The 20427-nt window shown below is 60.1% G+C and carries 19 protein-coding genes; 4 read left to right on the plus strand and 15 right to left on the minus strand.

What is annotated here, in order from left to right:
• Window positions 1-260 precede the first annotated feature (260 nt).
• The 12 genes from P0D70_RS33390 to P0D70_RS33445 form a co-directional block, all read right to left on the minus strand.
• On the minus strand, window positions 261-626 hold the full coding sequence (locus P0D70_RS33390) for a response regulator (protein WP_408187646.1): 366 nt from the start codon (window positions 624-626) through the stop codon (window positions 261-263).
• A gap of 20 nt (window positions 627-646) precedes the next feature.
• A complete protein-coding gene (locus P0D70_RS33395) occupies window positions 647-1618 on the minus strand; it encodes a chemotaxis protein CheX (protein ID WP_408187647.1) in 972 nt (323 codons plus the stop codon).
• 37 nt (window positions 1619-1655) lie between these two features.
• Window positions 1656-2198 carry a hypothetical protein gene (locus tag P0D70_RS33400; protein ID WP_091805279.1) on the minus strand — a complete coding sequence of 181 codons (543 nt, stop codon included), beginning with the start codon at window positions 2196-2198 and terminating at the stop codon, window positions 1656-1658.
• Entirely contained in the window at window positions 2195-2929 is a 735-nt protein-coding gene (locus P0D70_RS33405) for a methyl-accepting chemotaxis protein (protein WP_408187648.1), read from the minus strand. The genes P0D70_RS33400 and P0D70_RS33405 overlap by 4 nt, the downstream gene beginning before the upstream one ends.
• A 44-nt stretch (window positions 2930-2973) precedes the next feature.
• The gene (locus tag P0D70_RS33410; RefSeq protein WP_408187649.1) at window positions 2974-5364 is read right to left on the minus strand and encodes a HAMP domain-containing protein; all 2391 of its coding nucleotides are present in this window, start codon (window positions 5362-5364) and stop codon (window positions 2974-2976) included.
• Window positions 5365-5611: 247 nt separating this feature from the next.
• Window positions 5612-6307, minus strand: a complete 696-nt coding sequence (locus P0D70_RS33415) for a DNA alkylation repair protein (protein WP_408187650.1) — start codon at window positions 6305-6307, stop codon at window positions 5612-5614.
• Window positions 6304-6711 (minus strand): DUF1398 domain-containing protein, encoded by a 408-nt coding sequence (locus P0D70_RS33420; protein ID WP_408187651.1) that lies wholly within the window; start codon window positions 6709-6711, stop codon window positions 6304-6306. The genes P0D70_RS33415 and P0D70_RS33420 overlap by 4 nt, the downstream gene beginning before the upstream one ends.
• A gap of 24 nt (window positions 6712-6735) precedes the next feature.
• Window positions 6736-7257, minus strand: coding sequence for a MarR family winged helix-turn-helix transcriptional regulator (locus tag P0D70_RS33425; RefSeq protein WP_408187652.1), 522 nt, complete (start codon window positions 7255-7257; stop codon window positions 6736-6738).
• A 491-nt stretch (window positions 7258-7748) separates the two neighbouring features.
• Window positions 7749-11099: an enterotoxin A family protein gene (locus tag P0D70_RS33430; RefSeq protein ID WP_408187653.1), complete on the minus strand. Its 3351-nt coding sequence runs from the start codon at window positions 11097-11099 to the stop codon at window positions 7749-7751.
• A gap of 629 nt (window positions 11100-11728) precedes the next feature.
• Window positions 11729-12247: a hypothetical protein gene (locus P0D70_RS33435; protein WP_091805298.1), complete on the minus strand. Its 519-nt coding sequence runs from the start codon at window positions 12245-12247 to the stop codon at window positions 11729-11731.
• Window positions 12248-12458: 211 nt separating this feature from the next.
• Window positions 12459-12938 carry a nuclear transport factor 2 family protein gene (locus tag P0D70_RS33440; protein ID WP_091805301.1) on the minus strand — a complete coding sequence of 160 codons (480 nt, stop codon included), beginning with the start codon at window positions 12936-12938 and terminating at the stop codon, window positions 12459-12461.
• 13 nt (window positions 12939-12951) lie between these two features.
• On the minus strand, window positions 12952-13617 hold the full coding sequence (locus P0D70_RS33445; protein ID WP_091805305.1) for a TetR/AcrR family transcriptional regulator: 666 nt from the start codon (window positions 13615-13617) through the stop codon (window positions 12952-12954).
• Between the two features lie 108 nt (window positions 13618-13725).
• Here P0D70_RS33445 and P0D70_RS33450 point away from each other — a divergent pair, with 108 nt between their 5' ends.
• Window positions 13726-14376, plus strand: coding sequence for a YceI family protein (locus P0D70_RS33450; RefSeq protein ID WP_091805309.1), 651 nt, complete (start codon window positions 13726-13728; stop codon window positions 14374-14376).
• A gap of 75 nt (window positions 14377-14451) precedes the next feature.
• Here P0D70_RS33450 and tdh read toward each other — a convergent pair whose 3' ends face one another.
• Both tdh and P0D70_RS33460 read right to left on the minus strand, forming a co-directional pair.
• Window positions 14452-15483, minus strand: a complete 1032-nt coding sequence (tdh, locus tag P0D70_RS33455; protein ID WP_408187654.1) for an L-threonine 3-dehydrogenase — start codon at window positions 15481-15483, stop codon at window positions 14452-14454.
• A 13-nt stretch (window positions 15484-15496) separates the two neighbouring features.
• Entirely contained in the window at window positions 15497-16696 is a 1200-nt protein-coding gene (locus P0D70_RS33460; protein WP_408187655.1) for a glycine C-acetyltransferase, read from the minus strand.
• Window positions 16697-16845: 149 nt separating this feature from the next.
• On the opposite strand from P0D70_RS33460, the gene P0D70_RS33465 reads away from it, so the two are divergent.
• The 3 genes from P0D70_RS33465 to P0D70_RS33475 all read left to right on the plus strand — a co-directional run bounded on the left by P0D70_RS33465 (window position 16846) and on the right by P0D70_RS33475 (window position 19138).
• On the plus strand, window positions 16846-17484 hold the full coding sequence (locus P0D70_RS33465) for a helix-turn-helix domain-containing protein (protein WP_408187656.1): 639 nt from the start codon (window positions 16846-16848) through the stop codon (window positions 17482-17484).
• A gap of 113 nt (window positions 17485-17597) precedes the next feature.
• On the plus strand, window positions 17598-17996 hold the full coding sequence (locus P0D70_RS33470; RefSeq protein WP_091805320.1) for a DUF2471 family protein: 399 nt from the start codon (window positions 17598-17600) through the stop codon (window positions 17994-17996).
• Window positions 17997-18055: 59 nt separating this feature from the next.
• Window positions 18056-19138: a tyrosine-type recombinase/integrase gene (locus P0D70_RS33475; RefSeq protein WP_408187657.1), complete on the plus strand. Its 1083-nt coding sequence runs from the start codon at window positions 18056-18058 to the stop codon at window positions 19136-19138.
• Between the two features lie 71 nt (window positions 19139-19209).
• On the opposite strand, the gene P0D70_RS33480 is transcribed toward P0D70_RS33475, so the two are convergent.
• Window positions 19210-20415 (minus strand): DNA-binding protein, encoded by a 1206-nt coding sequence (locus P0D70_RS33480; RefSeq protein WP_408187658.1) that lies wholly within the window; start codon window positions 20413-20415, stop codon window positions 19210-19212.
• Window positions 20416-20427: the final 12 nt, after the last annotated feature.

Here is a 20427-nt window from a genome sequence, read left to right on the forward strand (position 1 = left end):
AGCATGCGCACGGGCCGCGCGCCTCAACGAACCATGCTTTCTGAGCGCCTTCACGCGATACATGAAAGGTCCCGAATATCCTCACCTTTGAACGAGCGAGCGTATCCGGATGCGCGGCCTCAATCACCGCGCGGATCGGTTTATTCGCTTATTTAGCCTGTTTCGACCGCCGCAGCGAACGCGGAAACCGACTCAAAGACACGTTTGCACGCGGCTCCCGAAAACACTCACCTTTGCGTGCGACTCTCGCGCAGCAGCGTTTAGCTTGCCAGTTTGCGGAACGTTTCCAGCACGGCATCGCCTTTGAACGGCTTGACGATCCATCCCTTGACGCCGGCCGCCTTGCCCCGCTCCTTCATCGCCGGGCTGCTCTCGGTGGTCAGCATGATGACGTTGACGGTCTTGTTCGCGAGCTCGCCGCGAATCTTCTCGACCATCGTGAGGCCGTCCATATTCGGCATGTTGACGTCGCTGATCACCAGCTTGATGCCGGGGCTGGCCTTCAGCTTGGCGAGGCCGTCCTTGCCGTCCACCGCCGTGTCGACGTCAAGACCGTTCCTCTTCAGAAAGCCGGCCACTTCGTCGCGCACCGTGCTCGAATCATCCACCACCAGAATTTTCGACATGTTTTTTCCTATGATCACACTCAGAACAGATCCAGTTCGCCTGCTTCGACCATTGCGCCGACGTCGTCCGTGACTTCCTTGAAATCCTCCGGCGACCAGCTCAGGCTGAACACAAAACGTTGATGCAACTTGACCGCCCGACTCGACTGCGGGTCCTTCAACCAATACGTGAAGCACAATTGCGGATTACCGCTGCCGAACGAGATGTACTTGTGCTTGTGATTCACCAGCAGCGGCACCTGCACCTGGCTGCGCGCCCAGGCGTCCGCATCGCCGACATAGCGGTTCTTGAAGGAACCCCAGATCAGGTTCGTCACTTCGCCGAGCACGCTGTTCAGGTCGCGGAAGTCGGCTTCGCCGTGTTGCGCGTCGTCGATCATCCGGTAACGATCCAGCAGGTCGAGAATCGGTGTCTCTTCGGCCTGCATCATCATGTAACCTCGGCACCATGCGCTTTCGAGCGGAATCAGACTGAACACCTCGCCGAAGATGATGCGGTCGCGCACGATATGCGGCGTGTCGCACGTGATGGTCAGATCCTTGAACACGTCGCCGAGAATGGCCTGTGTCATGTCGGCGATGCCGCGCACCAGTGCGTTCGGATAATCCAGGCTGAAAATGTACTCGTCGATCACCTGCCGCAGCGGCGCCATATCGTGCGCGACGTACGCCGCGCAGACCACGCGTCGCAAGCTCTCCGGCAAGCCGTCCATGCCAGGGCCGTCGTTCCGCCTCATAATGATCGGCAACTCGGGACGCACCGCGTTGATCCTGATCGCGATCTCGGCGCTGGCTTCCGGCGAGCCACCGTAATGCTCGGCAAACAACACCGCGCCCAGATCGATATTCGAGCGCAGCACCGACTGCAAGCGGTTTTTGCCGACCTTGACGCCGACCAGATTGTTCTCGTCGCAAAAGCGCTTCAGCGCCTCTTTGTGAGCCGGGCAATCGTCCAATACCAACACCTTGCTGACCGGCTTGTTCATGTTCATGTTGCGTTCCTGCTCGCAGCGGGGATTCGCCGCCTGATCAAAACAACTCCAGCTCGCCGCTGGTTTCTTCGAGCGCGCCAGTGTCGGCGATGAAGTCGATCGGCGCATGCGCACACACGCATACCGTCGCGGCGAGCCGCACGGTACCGTTCAGCGTGACCGAATACGACGACAGCAGACCCGGCTTCAATTCATGCAGATGCGGCAGGCAACGCGCGTTCAGCACGTAAGGCGTCGACATGCCGAGGTCTGGAAAGTAGCGCAACAACGCCTGATTCATCGCCCCGCAACACAGATTGCAGATTTCCAGAAAGACCTCCTGGAAGGGCCGCTCGTCGGCGGTGTCTTTCAGGTAGTAGGCTCGAGTGCTGTCGTCTTCGTCGAAACGAAGGATCAGCAGCAGCCTGAACACGATCGACGAAATGGTCAGCACGACCACTTGCGAGTCTTTGGATGCGCCAAGGCCGGCCTCGGCAAGCGGCGCAATCTCGCACAGATCGCCGGCATCCAGCGGCAAGCGCACTTCGGCCGCCTGGCGGAAAATGCGCTCGAAGCTGTCCCTGGCGTGGGCCGAAATCACACCGCCACCTCGTGCAGCTTAGAATGAAACTGATTGGCCAGCGACTCGACGCTGGCGAGCGACGCCGCGATCATCTTGCCGCCGGCCTGAATGTCCTGAAACGTCGACGTCGTGGTCAAGTCATTGCGATGCAGGCTGTCGCGATAGCTTTTCGACAACTCTTCGGAACGCGCGGCGAGGGAGCGAACTTCGCTCGCCACCACCGCGAAGCCGCGGCCCGCCGGACCCGCTCGCGCCGCTTCGATCGACGCGTTCAGCGACACGATCACCACATGCCGCACAATCGAGGACAGCTCCTGATTCTTCGCGTGCATGTCGTGGTTTTGCGTCATGAGCGAAATCATCTGTTCGTGCCAGCGCTCGAATGTCGCGCCGAGACTCTTCAGGCGCTCGGCCTCGCCGGCGATCTGCCGGGCCTGATGCGCCAACTGGTCTTTGTCCTCGGTGGCCGCTTTCAGCGCGTCACGCAGTTCGTCCGCGCGTGCCGATTGGAGCGCGAGTTCCTCGCGTAGCTGCGTGGTCAACGAATGCAATGCCTGCTCGGCCTGCTCGCACTCGCGAATGGCGGCGCTATGCTGGGCCTGCCCGGCTTCGAGCGTGTCGATCCGCGCTCGCGCTTCGGCGCGCAACTGTGCCGTCAGCTTCGCGCTGTGCAGCTTGTGGGCGGCAAATGCCAGCAACGCGGTCACCGCGCTGCCTGCTGCCGCCGCCAATACGTACTGTTGAATCACAACCGTTCCTTCGAATTCCGTCGCGCCGTACGCCGATGCGGCGTTCAGTCCGCCATCGCGTCGAGTTGCAGTGCGCCGGTTTCGCCACGCGCTTCCACGCCGAGCGTATCGACGGCGACGCTATCCGGCAGGCAAACAATCGTCTGGAACTGACGGAACGCCGCGCCTTTCTGATCGTCGGTAAAGCGCAGCTCGATGCTGCCGTTCGCGCGCTTGAGGAAATCGCGCACGGCGTCCATGCCGACTCCGCGGCCGGACAACTCCGTGACCGTTTCCGCGGTCGAGAAGCCCGGCCGGAAAATGAAATCGGCGACCGCTTCGTCGCTCAGCGTGTCGTTGCTACCAATCCAGCCGCGTTCCATTGCGATACCGCGAATGCGATGGAGCGCGAGGCCGCGGCCGTCATCGCTCAAGGTGATCTGCAACGCGCCGCTGTCCACGCCCACTTCAATGTGGATCGTGCCGGCCGGCTTCTTGCCGTGCTCGCTGCGTGTCTCGGCGGTTTCGATGCCGTGATCCATCGAGTTGCGCAACAGATGCATGAACACATTGTTCAACGTGCCACCGGCCTCGCCACGCAGACGGTAACCGTTGTCGTCGATATGCACGCTCGGCGCGGGCTTGCCCAACTCGCTCGCAAGCGACGGCAGCGAGTCCAGCACGCCGGACAGCGCGTCGCGCACGCTTTCGCTGCCCAGTGCCCGCAGCGTGCGGCGCAGCGCTTCGCGCATGGACTGAAGTTCGTGCAGTTCGCCGGCGTCGGTCTGCTCCAGCATGCTCAGCGTGTGCTGGATATGCTCTTTCGCGACCATCACGTAGTGAGCCGAGTTGCCCGCGTCGTTAAGCTGGCCTTTGCCCTTGCGGCCAAGGCTTTGTTCGTTGATTTTCGCGTAGCTCTCGATCGCTTCGCGCACGCGCGTCAGTTCGCGCATCAGATGCTCCTGATCCCACGAGCGGCCCGCGTCCGGCTGGCGCAGCTCGTGATAGCTCTGTTCCGTTTCGTGAACGACGTTGGTCAGATGCTGCAGGTTATAAGTGCGGGCATTACCCTTGATGGTGTGCATATTGCGGAACAACTCGGCAATCGCCGCGTGATCCGCCGCCGAATGCTTGCGAATGATCCGCTCGTTCTCGCTGATAAAGCCGGCCGAACTCTCGATGAAATGGTGGAACTTCTCTTCACTGACCGCGAGAATTTCGCCGATCATGTCGAGTCGGCGGCGCTGTTCGCTGGCCTCGGCAGCCAGCTTGCGCAATTCGGTGACGTCGCGCACGCAGAGCATCAGGCGCACGATCACGTCGTTTTCATCGGTGATCGCCGACCAGCTCAGGTCGAGAATCTTCACGCGGCCATCGGGCATGCGTCGGGAAATCTCGCCGACCAGCAGATGCTGATTGAACGCGAAGTTGATGCAGTCTTCGCCGAGGCAGGCATGCGCGGCCGCATCGACTTGCGAAAGCGCGTCCGAACCGAGGTCCGTGTCGGCAAAGACGAGATCCATCAAACCGCGCCCGGCAATGTCCTTCGTTTCGAAGATGTCTTCCAGATAGGCCGAGTACTCCGCGTGGATCACGGCGCCGTCGATCACCGTCAGAATGCCCTGCTGCATGTTCTGCAACATCGCCTGAATGTCCGCGGTTTTCTGCTTGAGTTGCGCCGAACTCTCCTGAATCTTCTCGATCATGCCGTTGAAGGCAACGATCGAATGGCCGATTTCATCGAGCCGGCCTACCGGCACGCGCCGCGTGAAATCCTGGCTGGAGGCGATCTCGCTCATCATGGCCTGCATGCGGCTGAGCGGGCGCGTGATCTGACGGTAGAGCAGCGAGCCGATCGAAGTCAGCAGAATGATCGCGATACCCGTGACCGCCGCGATCGCCGTGGTCGTCGTGGCGAGTGTGGCGTTCAACGCGGTAATCGCCTCGTCTTTCTCGCGATTCTTCTCGACGCGCAAGGTCTCGACGATTCCTTCGAGTTCGTCGCGATACTGCGCGACATTGGCGAACAGATAGGCCTGCGCGAGTTCGTTCTTGCCGTCGGCCTTCATTTTGGCCGTCTCGGCGATCGCGGAGAAATAGTTCTCGAGACTGTCTTTAGCTTGCGAAACAAGGCCCTTCTGGGCGTGGCTCGCGGCATCTTTATCCTGCAACGCGAGCGCCTGTTGCAACGAAGCGCGCTTCTTTTTCAGTTCGTCCTGAGCTTGGGCGACCATGTTGGCGTCGGGCGCGTAGACCAGTGTCATCGTGGCGAGTTGCACGTCTTTGACTTGCGACACGAGGTCGGCGGAAGCGAGCGCGCTCGGAACGACGCCTTCGGTTACCTTGCGCACCTCGGCCGCGCTGCCGCGCGTCTGGTAGACAGCGTAGCCGCCAATCGCCGACAAGGCGACGAACATCAGAACAACCAATAGCGTGATGCGATGACGAATAGTCATGTGAACCCCCCGGGGTCTGGCCTTCGCGTCAGCCCTCAATGGGAGCAGCGCGTTTTATGCGAAATATGGTCTGACTTGCAGCGCTGCGGAGTATTGCCCACGCATGTTACTAAGCGATGACTACAGACTTTTAAACCGCATTTAACGCGTCAAATATAATTCTCAAGTTTTCGGATAAAGCGCCGTTAACAAGCGGCTTTTCATTTGCGTTTTTGTCACCGCTGCAAAAGTCCGAGCGTTCAAAGCGTCAGCTAATCGAAGGCAGATGCTTGGACGCTTCGCGCAGACTGAGCGGTGAAATAAGGTCGCGTGAAGCCGACAGAAAGCCGATCACCGCGTCGGGCGCGTGCCACGCGTAATCTCGCAAGGCCCAGCCGATCGCTTTGCGTATAAAGAAGTCGCTTTCCGCGGCCAGCGCACGCGCGTACCCGAACAGACGATCTTCGTCGGTATGCTCGCGCCAGCCGAGTTGATGAATCATCGCAATGCGCCGCACCCATAGTGATTCGTGCTGAAGCGCCGCGTCCATGACGGCCTGCGCCTGTGGCGTCTCGACTCGCGCCGCTTTCAGCACGTCGCCGACTACGCCCGCGAGCGGATCGACCGAATCCCACCACGAAGCCTGTTGCGCAATAGTCAGCAGATGCGCGATGTCGTTGATCCCCAGCGCCTTCCATTTACGCGCCAGCAGATCCGTCGCGACATACTGGAATTCGCGCGCCGGAAGGGTCCATAAAACATGCGCATATGCCAGCAGTTGATCGGCGTTCTCCACCTGCAGCCGCTTGAAAACCGGCAATACCGCTTGCCGCCGCTGCGGCGTCGGCACGCCGATGAATTCGAACTGGTGGCGCATGTACGCGCGCATCGCGAGCGCGCGCTCCGCGTCGGCGTGCGGGGCGAGCGCCGCCTGAATGTCCCTCGCGAAAGCGTCAGGCGTCATTGAGGAAAGCGCTCCACGTGCACTTCGCCGCGCCGGCCAAAATACTGCACCTGGCGTCCCGCGATCCAGACGAAATAACCGATGCATCCCGCAGCCATGGTTCGGCTCACGAACTCCGCGTACTTGACCGCGCCGCTTTGCGCGCCGCGCACGGCCTGGTTGACCGCGTCGGCGTCGAAGGCATTCGCAATCGCGATGTCCGGTAGCGGCAATGCGATCGCGTGCGTCTCGCCGCCGGGCGCATAGTACGTATGCTCGCCGCGACGGTAATCGGTGAAGTACGATTCGACGCCGGCCTCACCGAGCGCGCGCACCACCGAGCCGAAATCGATCGTGCCTTCGTGGGAGCGCTGCGCACAGTCTTCAGCCACGAGGCGGCTGGCTTCATTGAACTTCGCGGACATGTCTATCTCCAGCAGGGTGAGCGTTTACTCAATGGGAACCGCCTTCAGGCCGTGGACGGCGACCACGTTTTTCATTGCGTCGACGATCGCCGTTTTGACAGCAGCGGGCAGGTGACCGAAGAACTCTTCGTCGTTCTGATCGGCCAGTTGCGCGAGTTCGGGCACGAGTTTTAGTCCTTCCGCACTCAGTGCAACGACGTGATTGCGGCGGTCTTCTTCGAGCGTCTCGCGTTCGAGCAGTGCCTTGGCTTCGATCCGTGTGAGCAGCTTCGACACCGCACCCTTGCTCATGCCGGTGCGTGCCGCGAGCGCCGTGGCAGATGTCGGGCCCGAGTCGTAGATCTCGCGCAGCAATACCCATTCGGACACAGTCACGCCGTGGGCTTCGACCTTCATCTGGAAGCCATGCGACACGTGATTCGACACGAAGCGCAGCCAGTAACCGACATGCGCTTCAAGTCCGCTAACAGTTTTCTTTCGATCCGACGCCGTGGGTTGCTTTCGAGCCGGCGCGCGGGTGCTGTTCTTTTGACGAGGACCTTGCATGGGGTAACGCCATCTCCAGGAGCATTGACGGCATATTAGTTTCCTAGGAAACCAATGTCAATATTCGCGGATACCGAGGTTGGCGAAGGCCTGTCATTGCACTCCCGAATTCCCTCACCTTCGGGGTTGAAGTGCGCGGACAGGTTGCCATATTCTCACCTCGACGCATCCCGAATCTTCTCACCTATCGGTTGGCGATCTAGCGACCTGCCGCCGGGCCGCCTTGCTCGCAGTCAGCGCGTATGACCGCAACTCCCTGGAAATCCTCACCTTTTCTTAGGTGCGGATCCGGTGCGCCGGTTGCTCACCTCCTGGAATCACTCACCTTTCAACGCGATCTCCTGGAACTCCTCACCTTGACGCAAGTTTGCGGAGCGTTGAGGTGCTGATCTGCTCCTGGAACGACTCACCTTTGAGCGGATTCGAACGGTCTCCTGGAAAGCTTCACCATTGATGAAAGTGAACAGGATGCGCTTGCGGCAATGTATTAACTACGCCGGCAGCGTCTCTTCCAGCCGCAAGCGTGCGTCTTCCCGAAACCGAAGGTCGTTCCAGACATCGTCGCTAATTTTGAAACCGCTCGAGACTGGACCGAGACTCTCATACGACTCGTGATCCGTCATCGGATCGACCGTTGCGCGCCACACAGGCTTACCGCCTAGCGTTCGCACTTCCAGCTGGTTCTTACCGATTGGGACTGCGTAAAAGCCATCTCGGAAGAGCCACGCGGCATTTTCCGACTTCAGCAACGAGATGGCCATACCCAGCGCGCCGGTTGAACGCGCAAGGTTCGCGTAGTCAAGAAAGTTGAAACCGTTGAATGGATCAAACAATCTTTCCGTCACGAAATGAGTCGCACCAGGCGGCAACAGGGAATCCGGGTTTTGATTGAACGCATACAGCTGTTCGGGCGTGCCGGTCGTGCTATGCAGATAGGAGTTTTTGTTGACGGCGAGCGGTGTGACCTCAGCGCCGCGCTGATCCGTCAGTTTCCACCGTGACCGGTCTCCGGCATCGTAGTCTGTCAGAAACGGCGTAGCCCAGCTAAGGCCCACAGTCAGGTATTTCAGATTCTCTTCATGAACGAGATGGAACGGATTGCTTCCAGCGAGGCGAAAAACACCGTTCAGGTTGCGCGGATCCTTGGGGATCGTGCCGACCGAGAGCGAATCATCACTTTCTACACTCAGGACCTTACTGTAGTTATTCGCAAAGTGGAAACGACCGTCCTCGCCCATGACGAATTGCGTAGTGCTGTTGGGTCGATTGGAGGCGTAGGTCTTGTTGTAGACCCAAACGTTCTTGCCTGCGTCGGCATACAGGATGTACGGATAGTTGCCGCCATACCCCTGCAAGGTCATCGGCCCTGCATAGTCTTTCCCGGCTGACTGGCGGGCCGCCAACTGATGGACTTGCAAGCGGGTATTGAGATAGAACTCGGCCTGCGCCAGATTAGGCTCTTGCCTCGGGGCCGAAAACCGCTTGTATTCGGGTTCATGCCAGGCGGCGCTATCGATCGGAAAGCGGGCGAGCTGAGGTTGCGCTCCCGCAGTCCACGTCCGCCTGTACACGTCCCAACGGAAGGCAGGATTTTCGTGGTAGTGCCATAAGTGCCCTTGTTTCACGTCCTTCGTCTCCCACCAACCCAATATCTGCGTGTTGTCGATGTGGCCCATGGCGGCAAATTCATGGTTTTCCGCGCCGAGAGTGTGTGCGCCGAGGCTCGCGTTCACATTGACCATGTTAGGGGACGGCGCGATAGCATAGATATACCCGTTCTCCGATTGATGGCGCTGGCGGTCGATGGCAACCGCCGATGTTTCGAACGTCCCGAGATAGCCGCCACTGTCTGTTTCCCCCTCGTGGGAGGCAATGTCAAAATTGTGCAGGGACAAATTGACATCGCGCAGCGGTGTAATTGCAGCGTCGAACCCGCCTCTCTTCGCGACTTCGGCCGGTTTGTCCGTTGATGGGCGAAGTAGCACCCACGGATCGGCGGTCAATGTCGAGTCGGTTGAACGTTTGAATTCCAAGCGCTTGTCCACATAAGTCTGGATCGAAGGACGACTGTCCGGCGGTGCGGTTGGCAGGTCCAGGCGCGGGGTGACGAGCTGAACGGTTGGCGCCGACCAGGCCCTTCGCTCTGCGTTGTCCAGACTGATGTCTGCTCTGCGCACCCCGGTAGCCGCGAAATCGGCTTCACGGGCGAACCATGCCGTCGTAGCGCCAATGACTCCGCCTTCGGCGCTGTATCCCCCGTCATAGACGCCACGTATTGCAGCCGACAAATCGTCAAAGTTGTTATACGTATAGGCACCGAAGTTAGGATCGTAAAGCTCGTAGTGATCGCGCGAAATATCCGGACTGTGGTTGAGCCGCTGTACGACGACCGGCCGGCTAGGCTCTCGTCTCGACGTTCCTCCCGCTTCAGCGCTTAACGAAAGATCGATAACCGCGAAGTCGTTGCGCAGAGCCACGGGGCCGCTGTCGCTGTTATACGCTTCGGCGAAGTGTGTTCTCAGTTCACTCAGGAGATCGTCTGCTGTCGTGACGCGATGCATGCCGCTGTGCCGGATGTAGTTCGCCAGAACGCTGGTAGAGGCCGACTGGAAATGGTCGTGAACGTAATTCGAACTGTTGATGAACCGCTGACGTGCATCTGGATCGTTCCGCAAGCTGCGTAGGCTTCCGATGAAAATGCCGAGCGATTGTGCTCTCCCGTCGGCAACGGCCCGTAACGCGGAGGTTGCCAGGCTTTCGTCTGGGCTGCGCAAGCCGGAACGCGCCGCACCGCCCGGAAAAAGCGTATCGAGTGATAGGGCATTCGAAGAGGCTGCATGTCGCTGGTAGATGAGGTTTTCACATTCGGGGATGGGCGGCCCCTTACCGGCAGCTCCCGGTCGCGGGCCGAGGACTGGCGTAGGCGTTCGATTTTCAGACGGTGTCGTCGAATACACCTGCAGTTTGAACGGCGTGACTCGATAGTCGCCTTCCAGCTCGTCGAAAGAGGAGCGCGTCCTGAAGGCGGTTGCCATGAAGCGGTTCAACGCTTGCTCTGTATTACCCCAGTTTGCATATTCGAATGCGCCATTGTTGGGATCGAAAATCGTATAGCGATTGCCGACTCCTCTCTGGATGAGAATGGCGTGCCCATAGTCCCTTCTATCCGTTGGCGACTCCAGACTCAGCTGGACGTACGCGATATCGTTGGGATGGCGCAGCAAATTCTGTGTCTGGTGATTGAATAAATCGATGCGGTAATTGCGGTCTCTAACGCCGGCGAACGTAATGGGTGGCTGCGGCGCATAGCGGCTTAGGCCAAGTTTGGCGCCACCGGTCTGGAAGTTTGTGATGCGACCGAACATCTCCCTTCGCGAGACGGCGTTACGGGTGTCCGCGCGCATGGCTCGCACCGCTGAGATGAGCGTCGATTCACGCTGACCGGGCAATCCGGGTGTCGTCGGCTGATCGCTCGTGCCGCGATCGAGCCGGCGGATGGCTTCCCGGACCATGCCATCACATAGGCCGCCGCTCGCCTGATTTCGACTTTCTTTATATTCGGGCTGCGCGAAGCCTTCGGAGGCAATGCTGCCTTCCTTCAATGCGTCGCCGCCAAGATCCCTGATGCATTTGCTGAGAACCGGGCCGCGTTTGACCCGCGGGCCGCCGTCGTCGTTTGGGACTGCGAGATTGGGTGCGGCAGGCGCGGCGCGCCCCGCGCGGTAGCCGTTTCTGGCTTCGTCATTCCCAATTGAGCGCTCGCTGCCAGTGAACCATGTCCTCGCATCGTGAAAGGCGGACGCTTGCTGTCGAGCGTGGCGATTCATGCGGTGTTTCGTCATGAGGTCCGCTCGAGGAACGTCGCCAGCGCAATAGTCCGACCGCGCATTGCGAGGCCCACCTGGACTTTTCGAGGAGGGCTGCGGATGGTTACCTGTGTTACGTGGCTTTTCCTGCAAGGATTTGCAGGCATTGGCGACTGCGGCATTTGCGCTCGCGGGCTGGGCACGCGGTTGCGTGCTGCTGGGTCGAGTAGCGTCTGAACTGGACGCGGCGTTGGCCGCGTCCTGCTCCTCGTTCGGAAGCTCGCAGTAGCGACAGGGGACGCAATTCGGGCTTGAACCGGAGACGCGCATGATTGATGCTCCAGGAGGTGGAATACCAAACGGGCTATCTCGCGGAATACGAGAACCCTGCGGCTGATCGTAGCAACGACGGTTTCCACCTTGTGGTACGCGGATATGGCTTACCGCGTTCATCGTGGCCGTCTGAAGCATCGACTGTCAGGGTGGCTCTGCCTGTGTCGTGGTGAACTCACCTGCTGGTGTTTCTCGCCTTTTTGCTGGCGATCTCCTGGAACGTCTCACCTTTGCCGGATTGACAAAGGCTTATTCCGGCGTGCTCTGTTCGGCGATTTTCCGGATTGCCCAAAAGTGCGGTCGCTCGTTATTTGTCCAGGTGACGTTCCGTGTCAGAACTTCACCTTCAACTGAAACCCGATCGTAAACGGAAGATTGTCCGACGGGATGGGCGGAATCACAATGAAGTTCGCGCCCACGCGCTTGTATTCGAGCATGACGATCGGTGCGACGACCGGTCCGATCGTATGATCGCGGCCCAAACCCCAATTGCCGTAGTTATAGCCCGAGATGATCCCGCCGATCGCCGCGATCCGCACGATGCCCCAATGCGCGAACTCCGGCGCCCACACACCGCCGCCATAATAAGAAGGCCGGCGCAGCGAATTGCGAAAGCCGCCGGCAGTCAACGCCCATTGATTATTGAGCCAGCATTCGACACCGAGGCCCGGATTGAACTGTTCGAAATGGGTGTTCGGGTCAGGGTTGATGTGATACGAACCCAGCATGGCGTCGACCCACACGCCACCCTCGCACCAGTTGCCCGCATGCGCGGCGGACGCCGCGGCAAGGCTCGCTACAAGCGCAATGGCCGCGCGTCGGATGTTCTTCTTGATCTGCCGAAAATGCATGTCCTCTCCGCCACCGGTCGAGCGCCGGCGTCATCTGTGTTCTGGGTAGGGTTGCTTGCCGTCCGTCGCGCACTGTACCTCAACCCTTCAGCACGATGTTGAGGACACGCTCGGGCGCCCGGGCACGAGACGTGCCCGTTAGCGCAGACGCAACCATAGCCGAGAACCGATGTCGGAGCGGTGAACGCGCATTGGGCGTTCGCCTGTCGGGTCAAAGACCGAGATCGGACAGACCCGGGTGATCGTCAGGACGGCGGCCAAGCGGCCAATGAAAAAGACGGTCCGCTTCGCGGATCGGCATATCGTTGATGCTGGCATGACGGCGGGCCATCAGTCCATGCTCGTTGAACTCCCAGTTCTCGTTACCGTACGAACGGAACCAGTTGTTCGAATCGTCGTGCCATTCATAGGCAAAGCGCACGGCAATGCGGTTATCGGTAAACGCCCACAGTTCCTTGATCAACCGGTAGTCGAGTTCCCTCGCCCATTTGCGGCGCAGTAAAGCGACAATCTCCGCGCGGCCATGCGTGAACTCAGCACGGTTGCGCCATACGCTGTCCTGCGTGTAGACGAGCGACACACGCTCGGGATCGCGGGTGTTCCAGCCGTCTTCCGCGCCGCGCACTTTCTGGATCGCGGTTTCACGTGTGAACGGTGGCAGCGGCGGGCGGGTTTCGATCGGGTCGGCCATGATGGTTCCTCAGTCAGGTTGCGGTTCGCCGGGATGGCGGTCGTTTGCTTGGCGGTGTAACTGGCTCGCTCGCACATTGCGCGTCGAGCAGGACTTCGGCTGCAGCTTGTGCGTCGAGCGCCGCATCGGGCTCGCCGCTTACCAGCGCGACGGCGATTGCGCCGTCGAGCAGGATCAACCATTGACGCGACAGGCGCGCGACGCGGCGGGCGTCCATGCCCGACTCCGCCGCGAATTCGTCGCATTCGGTTCGCACGAACGCCAGCAGGCGTTCTTTGTGATGGCGCGCGACGATCCGGATCGGGTCCTCCGCGGAAGCGATTTCACCGGACGCATTCAAGAACGCGCAACCGTGAAAATTCTCCGATGCAAACCATTCGCGCAGCACCTCGAACATGCCGAGCAGGCGTTTGCGTGCCGTCTTGCCGTGCCGCTGCGTGCCGGTGATAAACCAGTTCATCCAGCGTTCGTCGCGCCGGTCGAGCGCGGCCGCCACGAGCGCGTCTTTCGATTCGAAATGCGTGTAAAAGCTCTTACGCGCCGTACCGGACTGTTTGACGATCGCGTCCACGCCGGTGGCATGAATCCCGCCGGCGTAGATCAACGCTTCAGCCGCATCCAGCAGCCGCTCGCGCGCACTGCCGGGCGAGATTGATTCAGTGTGAGTGTCAGTAGCCATGAACGAAGGGTAGAACGATCATTCTCCTTCGTCAAGACTTTTGTGTTTTTGCGGCGTGAGAGCGCGAACTGCTATCGTGAGCGGGATCGGTCAACGGGAACGAACTTCATGAGCACACTGAGTCTGCGCGCCGCGTTCGTGCGCGCGTTGCTGAGCGCAACGTTGTTAACGGCAATGGCTTGCACGCCTGTGCAAGTGCTTACGCATTCGGTCAGCCAGAACGAAGCGCGTGTGCCGCCCGGCCGTTATGAAATCGATCCGGATCACTGCAGCATTACCTTCGACATCGATCACTTCAAGTATTCACGCTTTACGGCGCGGTTCGATCGCAAGAAGGGGGAGCTCGACTGGAACGAAGGCGGTCTGGACAAGAGCACGACGTCGGTCACGATCGACGCCGCGAGCATCGATACGAATGTGCCTCTGCTCGACAAAATGGTGAAGAGCGCCAGCTTGCTCGACGTGGAGCGCTATCCGGAGATCCGTTTCGTCAGCACGCGTTTTGAGCGCACCGGCGAATCGCGCGGCACGTTGACCGGTGATCTGACAATTCACGGCGTCACGCAAACAGTCACGCTCGACGTCACCTTCAACGGTTTTGCGCCGGATCCGCTCACGAAAAAAGACACGCTCGGTTTTTCCGCCGAGGGCCATTTCAGCCGCGCCAAGTTCGGTCTGGCGACATGGTATCCGGCTGTCGGCGACGATGTTCACGTGCGCATTCAGGCCGAATTCGTTAAAACGCCCGCAGGCGGGTGAGCGCGGTGCGGGCGTTGGGCGGGACGTTTTTGCTGCTAGCAGCGATTGCGCGCTGACGCGTGTCGGCGTACTAACTCACGCGGCAGTCCAATCGAGAATCACCTTGCCGCTCTCACCTGAGAGCATCGTGGCGAACGCTTCCCGATAGTCGTCGACCTTGAAATGGTGCGTGAGGATCGGCGAGAGATCCAGACCGCTTTGCAGCATGGCGACCATCTTGTACCAGGTCTCGAACATCTCGCGCCCATAAATGCCCTTGATTTCGAGGCCTTTAAAGATCACCTGAGTCCAGTCGATCGCGGTCTGCGCGGGCGGAATGCCGAGCAGCGCGATCTTGCCGCCGTGGTTCATCGCTTCGAGCATGCCGGTAAACGCGCTCGGCACGCCGGACATTTCCAGCCCGACGTCGAAACCTTCCGTCATGTGCAGGTCCGCCATCACGTCGCGCAACGATTCGCGCGAAACGTTGACTGCACGCGTCGCGCCCATCTTGCGCGCGAGTTCGAGGCGATAATCGTTGACGTCGGTAATCACGACATTGCGCGCGCCGACATGTTTGGCGATCGCCACCGCCATGATTCCAATGGGTCCGGCGCCGGTAATCAACACATCTTCGCCGACCAGATTGAACGACAGAGCTGTGTGCGTAGCATTGCCGAACGGATCGAAAATGGCGGCGAGGTCGTCGGAAATCTCAGGCGGAATCTTGAACGCGTTGAAAGCCGGAATCACCAGATACTCGGCGAACGCGCCTTCACGATTCACGCCCACGCCCACCGTATTGCGGCACAAATGTCGGCGGCCTGCTCGACAATTACGGCAGAAGCCACACGTGATATGTCCTTCGCCCGACACGCGATCGCCAATCGCAAAGCCGCGCACTTCCTGGCCCATCTCGACGATTTCACCGACATATTCGTGGCCGACATGCATCGGCACAGGAATCGTTTTCTGCGCCCAGTCGTCCCACTTCCAGATGTGAATGTCCGTGCCGCAAATCGCAGTGCGCGTGATGCGGATCATCACGTCGTTATGGCCGACTTCGGGTTTCTTGACGTCCGTGAGCGTGAGGCCCGGAGCGCGTTCGAGTTTTGCCAATGCTTTCATGTGCGCCTCCGTATCAGATCACACCGAGTTCACGGCCGACGCGCGCGAATGCATCCACCGCCCGGTCGATCTGCTCGCGCGTATGCGCGGAGCTCATCTGCGTGCGAATGCGCGCGCGGCCTTTCGGCACCACCGGGAACGAAAAGCCGATCACGTAGACGCCTTCCTTCAGAAGCGCATCGGCCATTTTCGAAGCCAGTTGCGCGTCGCCGAGCATGACCGGAATGATCGGATGTTCGCCGGGCACGAGCGTGAAGCCGAGCGCGCTCATCTTGCCGCGAAAGTGAGCGCCGTTTTCGCGCACGCGTGCGCGCAGTTGCGCGCCTTCCTCGCTGGCCAGCAGTTCGAGCACCTTGAGCGATGCGGCCGCAATGCTCGGCGTCAGCGTGTTCGAGAACAGATAAGGACGTGAGCGCTGCCGGAGCAACTCGACGATGTCTTTGCGCGCGGCCACATAGCCGCCCGAAGCGCCGCCCAATGCCTTGCCCAGCGTACCGGTGATGATATCGACGCGCGACAGCACGCCGCAATGTTCCGGCGTGCCCCGCCCGTGTTCGCCGACAAAACCCACCGCGTGCGAGTCGTCGACCATCACGAGCGCGCCGTAACGGTCGGCCAGATCGCAGATGCCGGGGAGGTCGGCGATGATGCCGTCCATGGAGAACACGCCGTCGGTGGCGATCAGCTTGAAGCGCGCGCCAGCAGCGTCCGCTTCGATCAGTTTCGCTTCGAGATCGGCAAGATCGTTGTTCTTGTAGCGAAAGCGCTTCGCCTTGGAAAGCCGCACACCGTCGATGATGCTCGCGTGGTTCAACTCGTCGCTGATGATCGCGTCGTTTTCGTCGAGCAAGGTTTCGAACAGGCCGCCATTCGCATCGAAGCAACTGGAGTAAAGAATGCAGTCGTCGGTTTGCAGAAACGCGGCAAGCGCTTTTTCCAGATCCTTGTGCACGGTTTGCGTGCCGCAAATGAAGCGCACCGACGCCATGCCGAAGCCGTCGGTATCCAAACCTTGCTTGGCGGCGTCGATCAATCGTGCGTCGTCGGCGAGGCCCAGATAGTTGTTCGCGCAGAAGTTCAGCACGGACGTGCCGTTGGCAAGACGGATGTCAGCCGATTGCGGGCTGGCAATCACGCGCTCGTTCTTGTAAAAACCGTCAGCGCGAATCTGCTCGAGGGTGTCGCGCAAATGGGCGAGGTAAAGGTCACGCATGAACCAGACTCCTGAAATGGGTGAAAGCGCCCGTGTCAGCGTGTTCGGCATGTGCGACCACGGAGCGGCCTGTTATAGTCGGCTGTCAGTTTTATCGGATATTTTCGTTTTTCCGAACTAAAATCCGGTATGTCGAACAACTCTAAACGATGGGTCAGGAAATGGCAAGTTCGGGTATCCGCCGCGCCGCGGCCAACGCGGCACCCGCCTCAAGCGCAACCGCGGTCCCCGCAATCGCGGCGCCGCCGCGCGTCGGCGAGCAGATTCAGCGCTTACGCGCCGAACGGCGCATGACGCTCGACGACCTGTCGCGCGCAGCCGGTGTGTCGAAATCGATGCTCTCGGAGATCGAGCGCGATAAGGCCAATCCGACCATTGCGGTCGCCTGGCGCCTGACTAACGCGCTCGGCGTCAGCCTCGATTCGCTGTTCGCGCCGCAAAAGACGCCGGAAGCGATCGCCGTCTCCGGTCCGCACGAGATTCCCACCTTGAGCGGGCACGATGCCAAGTATCAGTTGCGCGTGTGGGGGCCGATCGATCTCGCCGGCAAGTTCGAGTGGTATGAATTGACGCTGCAGCCGGGCGGGGCGTTGGCTTCGAACGCGCACGAACCCGGCACGCGCGAGCATCTGACCGTGCTGCACGGATCGATCGAGATAGAGGCGGCCGGCACGACGAAACGGCTCAAGGCGGCGGACACCGCGCGCTATGTCGCCGACGAACCGCATGCTATCCGCAACGCCGGCAAGGGCGAGGCGAAGGCGCTGCTCGTCGTGATACACGGCTGATCGTCAGGCAGTCAGGCGCGCCGTGACTAGCAGTTGGCGGAATCGGGACTTCAGACAAGGTTGCATCGAGCACTGTATATTTGTACAGTACAGGGTATCGATTGGAGCCGATAATGAACAACCTGATAACCGACTCGACCGACCATGCTCTGGCCGCGCTGCGCTATCAAACCGCAGCGCGCGATCTCGAACGCATCGTGCGCAACATTGCCGCGCGCTACATCGTGCAGGAGGTGCCGCTCACATGGCGGTTGCTGCATGCCATCGAAGCCGAAGCGCTCGCCGATCTCGGGTTCGCCAGCCGGCACGATGCGTTGATGCTGGGACTCTTTCAGCGGCCATCCGATCTGCCTTATCCGGAAACGGATGAGGCAGTCGACTTTGGTACCTCCACGGCATTGCCGGCGGTTTTCGCGTTCGCAGTGAGCGCCTATGAAGAGGCGGCACGCCGCGCTGCACAACCGTCACCGCAGAATGCGCCTCTCAAGCGCGCACGCGCCTGGGGCGACTAAAGGCTGCATCTCCATCCGTTGCCACCTACAATAGGTGCAACTAACGGAAATATAAGCTCATGTCTCCCCCTCATCTGACTGACCCTGTACCTCGTCCGGCGCCTTCCACGGATCTGTTCGATCAACAACGTGAAGACTGGCGACGTGACCCGCAAATCGCTTTCGACGCATGGCTTGCCAACCAGCATTTTCGGCGTTCTTCCGCTGAAGTCTATCAGGCGCAGTGGGGGCTTTTTCTCGATTGGCTGGGCATGCGCCAGAAGAGTCTGGCCACGGTCGATGCTCACACGATTGCCGAATTCGTCGCCGGGCTCGACGTACGAAAGACTCAGCGCGTACGCTATTTGCGACTGATCGAACGCGTACTCGATCATGTGCGGGAAATCGAATCGGCTTCGACCAATCCGGCGCGCTTCATTGCTCAGGATAGCGAAGCAGCGTGGCGCAACGCGCGCGATAACGAGCCGACTGGCTTTCTCAGCCACGCCGAACGAACCGCGTTGATTGCACATCTGTTTTCACCATTGCCGAATCTGTCCGTGGCGCAGCGTTGGCGAGAGCGGCGCGACCGTGCGTTGATCGCCGTTTTTTTAGGTGGTGGATTGAAAACCGGAGAAGCCGCTTCGCTTACGGTTAGTTGCGTGATTGTTGGCTCGCCCTGGGTGACGATCGAGTCCCCGAATCCCATGCTCACGCGGCGCACACGGCTCGCACCGTTCGCCGCAGCGATTCTCGATGCATGGCTCGCCGAAAGGCGTCTTTCGGATTTGGCCGGCAATCTGGTTTTTCCGGCATCGCCCTCTGGAAGGCCAATGCATAAAGCCACCATGCTGCGCGCGGTGGACGCCTTGATCGATGGCGCGGGAATTGCCGCATCGAGGGCGTCGCGAGCCAGTCCGCAGACATTGCGCAACACTTTTGCGGCGGATCTCTTCGAGAGCGGGGTCGAGGCGGAACTGGTCGGGCAATGGCTGGGATTTGTGCAGGCGGTGTCAGCAAACCGGCTGTATCGCGCATGGCAAAACTGGGTGGATCAGCAGGATTCCCCTGCGGCGGATATTCCGGATCCGGCCGTTCCTCCGTTGGCCGCACCTAGGCGTGACGGGCGTTTGATGAGGAAAAGGGGAGCTGGCGAGTCCTGAAGTTCCTCACCTTTCGAGTCCCGAATTTCCTCACCTTTGCCGCCTTATCCGCTATTGCGGCGCGTTAAACGTCATGCGGAGGCCGGAACCGCTCCGCTCGACTGAAACCGGCGAACCGCCTCCAGCCTTGATTCGCCGAGGCCCGACGAGTGATCGCACTCGGGACATTGCAGCTCGAAACGGTGATCCACTTGCGACAACTCCGGCTCACCTTCTTCGCATTTGGGGCATCGCAGCGGCAGGGCCACATGACCGTCCGCTGCGGTGCCGATCATTCTCAATTCGTCGTCCGTCAGCCGGCCAGCTTCGACCAGTGAGCAGAGTAGGCTGGCGATTGCGGGATCAATACCTTGCTGGCCGCGTAAAACTTCTACCTCTTTTGTCAACGCATCGACTTCGTCGGATTGCTCGCGCAGTTGGGCGTCGAGTCGGTCGCCGCGCGCCTTGGCCGACGCGATCTGCTGAATAAATTCAAATTCTTTGCGACTCGCGTCGCGGAGACCGGACTGGTAGGTGGCCGCCATGCTGCGCAACGAATCGAGTTCGACCAACATCGGTTTGACGCGCCGCTCGGCTTCAGCCACTGCATCCTTGATCTGCTGCGCATAGTGTTCCGTGCTTTGGCGTAGTTCGACGTGCAATGCGTCGATCCGGTCCCGCAGCGTCGCATTGGTCGCGAATTCGTTGTCGAGACGTTGACGAAGCGCTTCGTTTTCTTGATCGAGCCGGCGCACTGTTGCCTGTAACCCCTCTTGGTGAGCATTGCCGTGCGTGGTCGCGCTCGATAACTCGGTCTCGAGGGCGCGAGCGCGCTCCCAGCCTGCCTCCGCTCGAAGTTCGCTGCGCTTGATCGCGTCTTCGGATGCTTGCTGGCGAATTTCCGCTTCTCGAGCACGCTGATCGGCCGCGGCGATTTGCGCCCGCATTTCCTCACGTTCTTCGGCGAGTGTCGCACGGGCGTGTGTGACGGCTTCTTCGAAAAGTGCGCCGAGTAATTCACCGGCACGGTCTTCCAATGCTTTGGGGATAGCGCCGGCGCCAACTTTCACGCGCGACACATTTCGGATGCGTTCCCAGAAGTGGTCGATGTCTTTTGGGATATCGCTCGCGCTGCCGGTCTGGGTCAGATCGCGAACCGCTGCCATGGATGGGCGAATGCCCAGATCAAAAAAGAGTCGCTTGCACGCATGTAGCGAAAGATCTTGCCGACGAGCCCCGTTGGCGCGCAGCGCTTCAAGCTCGCTCCGAATGGTTTGCCGTTCCTGATCCAGATTCATGTATACCTCGAT

It is taken from the genome of Paraburkholderia sp. RL17-381-BIF-C, assembly GCF_046026435.1.
In the GTDB taxonomy this organism is placed as follows: Bacteria; Pseudomonadota; Gammaproteobacteria; order Burkholderiales; family Burkholderiaceae; genus Paraburkholderia.

Coding starts and splice junctions, on each gene's coding strand:
- P0D70_RS33475 (WP_408187657.1), top strand. CDS start 18,056: ATGTCTCCCCCTCATCTGACTGACCCTGTACCTCGTCCGGCGCCTTCC.
- P0D70_RS33420 (WP_408187651.1), bottom strand. CDS start 6,711: ATGTCCGCGAAGTTCAATGAAGCCAGCCGCCTCGTGGCTGAAGACTGT.
- P0D70_RS33395 (WP_408187647.1), bottom strand. CDS start 1,618: ATGAACATGAACAAGCCGGTCAGCAAGGTGTTGGTATTGGACGATTGC.
- P0D70_RS33425 (WP_408187652.1), bottom strand. CDS start 7,257: ATGCAAGGTCCTCGTCAAAAGAACAGCACCCGCGCGCCGGCTCGAAAG.
- P0D70_RS33415 (WP_408187650.1), bottom strand. CDS start 6,307: ATGACGCCTGACGCTTTCGCGAGGGACATTCAGGCGGCGCTCGCCCCG.
- P0D70_RS33470 (WP_091805320.1), top strand. CDS start 17,598: ATGAACAACCTGATAACCGACTCGACCGACCATGCTCTGGCCGCGCTG.
- P0D70_RS33410 (WP_408187649.1), bottom strand. CDS start 5,364: ATGACTATTCGTCATCGCATCACGCTATTGGTTGTTCTGATGTTCGTC.
- P0D70_RS33440 (WP_091805301.1), bottom strand. CDS start 12,938: ATGGCCGACCCGATCGAAACCCGCCCGCCGCTGCCACCGTTCACACGT.
- P0D70_RS33435 (WP_091805298.1), bottom strand. CDS start 12,247: ATGCATTTTCGGCAGATCAAGAAGAACATCCGACGCGCGGCCATTGCG.
- P0D70_RS33460 (WP_408187655.1), bottom strand. CDS start 16,696: ATGCGTGACCTTTACCTCGCCCATTTGCGCGACACCCTCGAGCAGATT.
- P0D70_RS33450 (WP_091805309.1), top strand. CDS start 13,726: ATGAGCACACTGAGTCTGCGCGCCGCGTTCGTGCGCGCGTTGCTGAGC.
- P0D70_RS33465 (WP_408187656.1), top strand. CDS start 16,846: ATGGGTCAGGAAATGGCAAGTTCGGGTATCCGCCGCGCCGCGGCCAAC.
- P0D70_RS33480 (WP_408187658.1), bottom strand. CDS start 20,415: ATGAATCTGGATCAGGAACGGCAAACCATTCGGAGCGAGCTTGAAGCG.
- P0D70_RS33430 (WP_408187653.1), bottom strand. CDS start 11,099: ATGACGAAACACCGCATGAATCGCCACGCTCGACAGCAAGCGTCCGCC.
- P0D70_RS33390 (WP_408187646.1), bottom strand. CDS start 626: ATGTCGAAAATTCTGGTGGTGGATGATTCGAGCACGGTGCGCGACGAA.
- tdh (WP_408187654.1), bottom strand. CDS start 15,483: ATGAAAGCATTGGCAAAACTCGAACGCGCTCCGGGCCTCACGCTCACG.
- P0D70_RS33445 (WP_091805305.1), bottom strand. CDS start 13,617: ATGGCTACTGACACTCACACTGAATCAATCTCGCCCGGCAGTGCGCGC.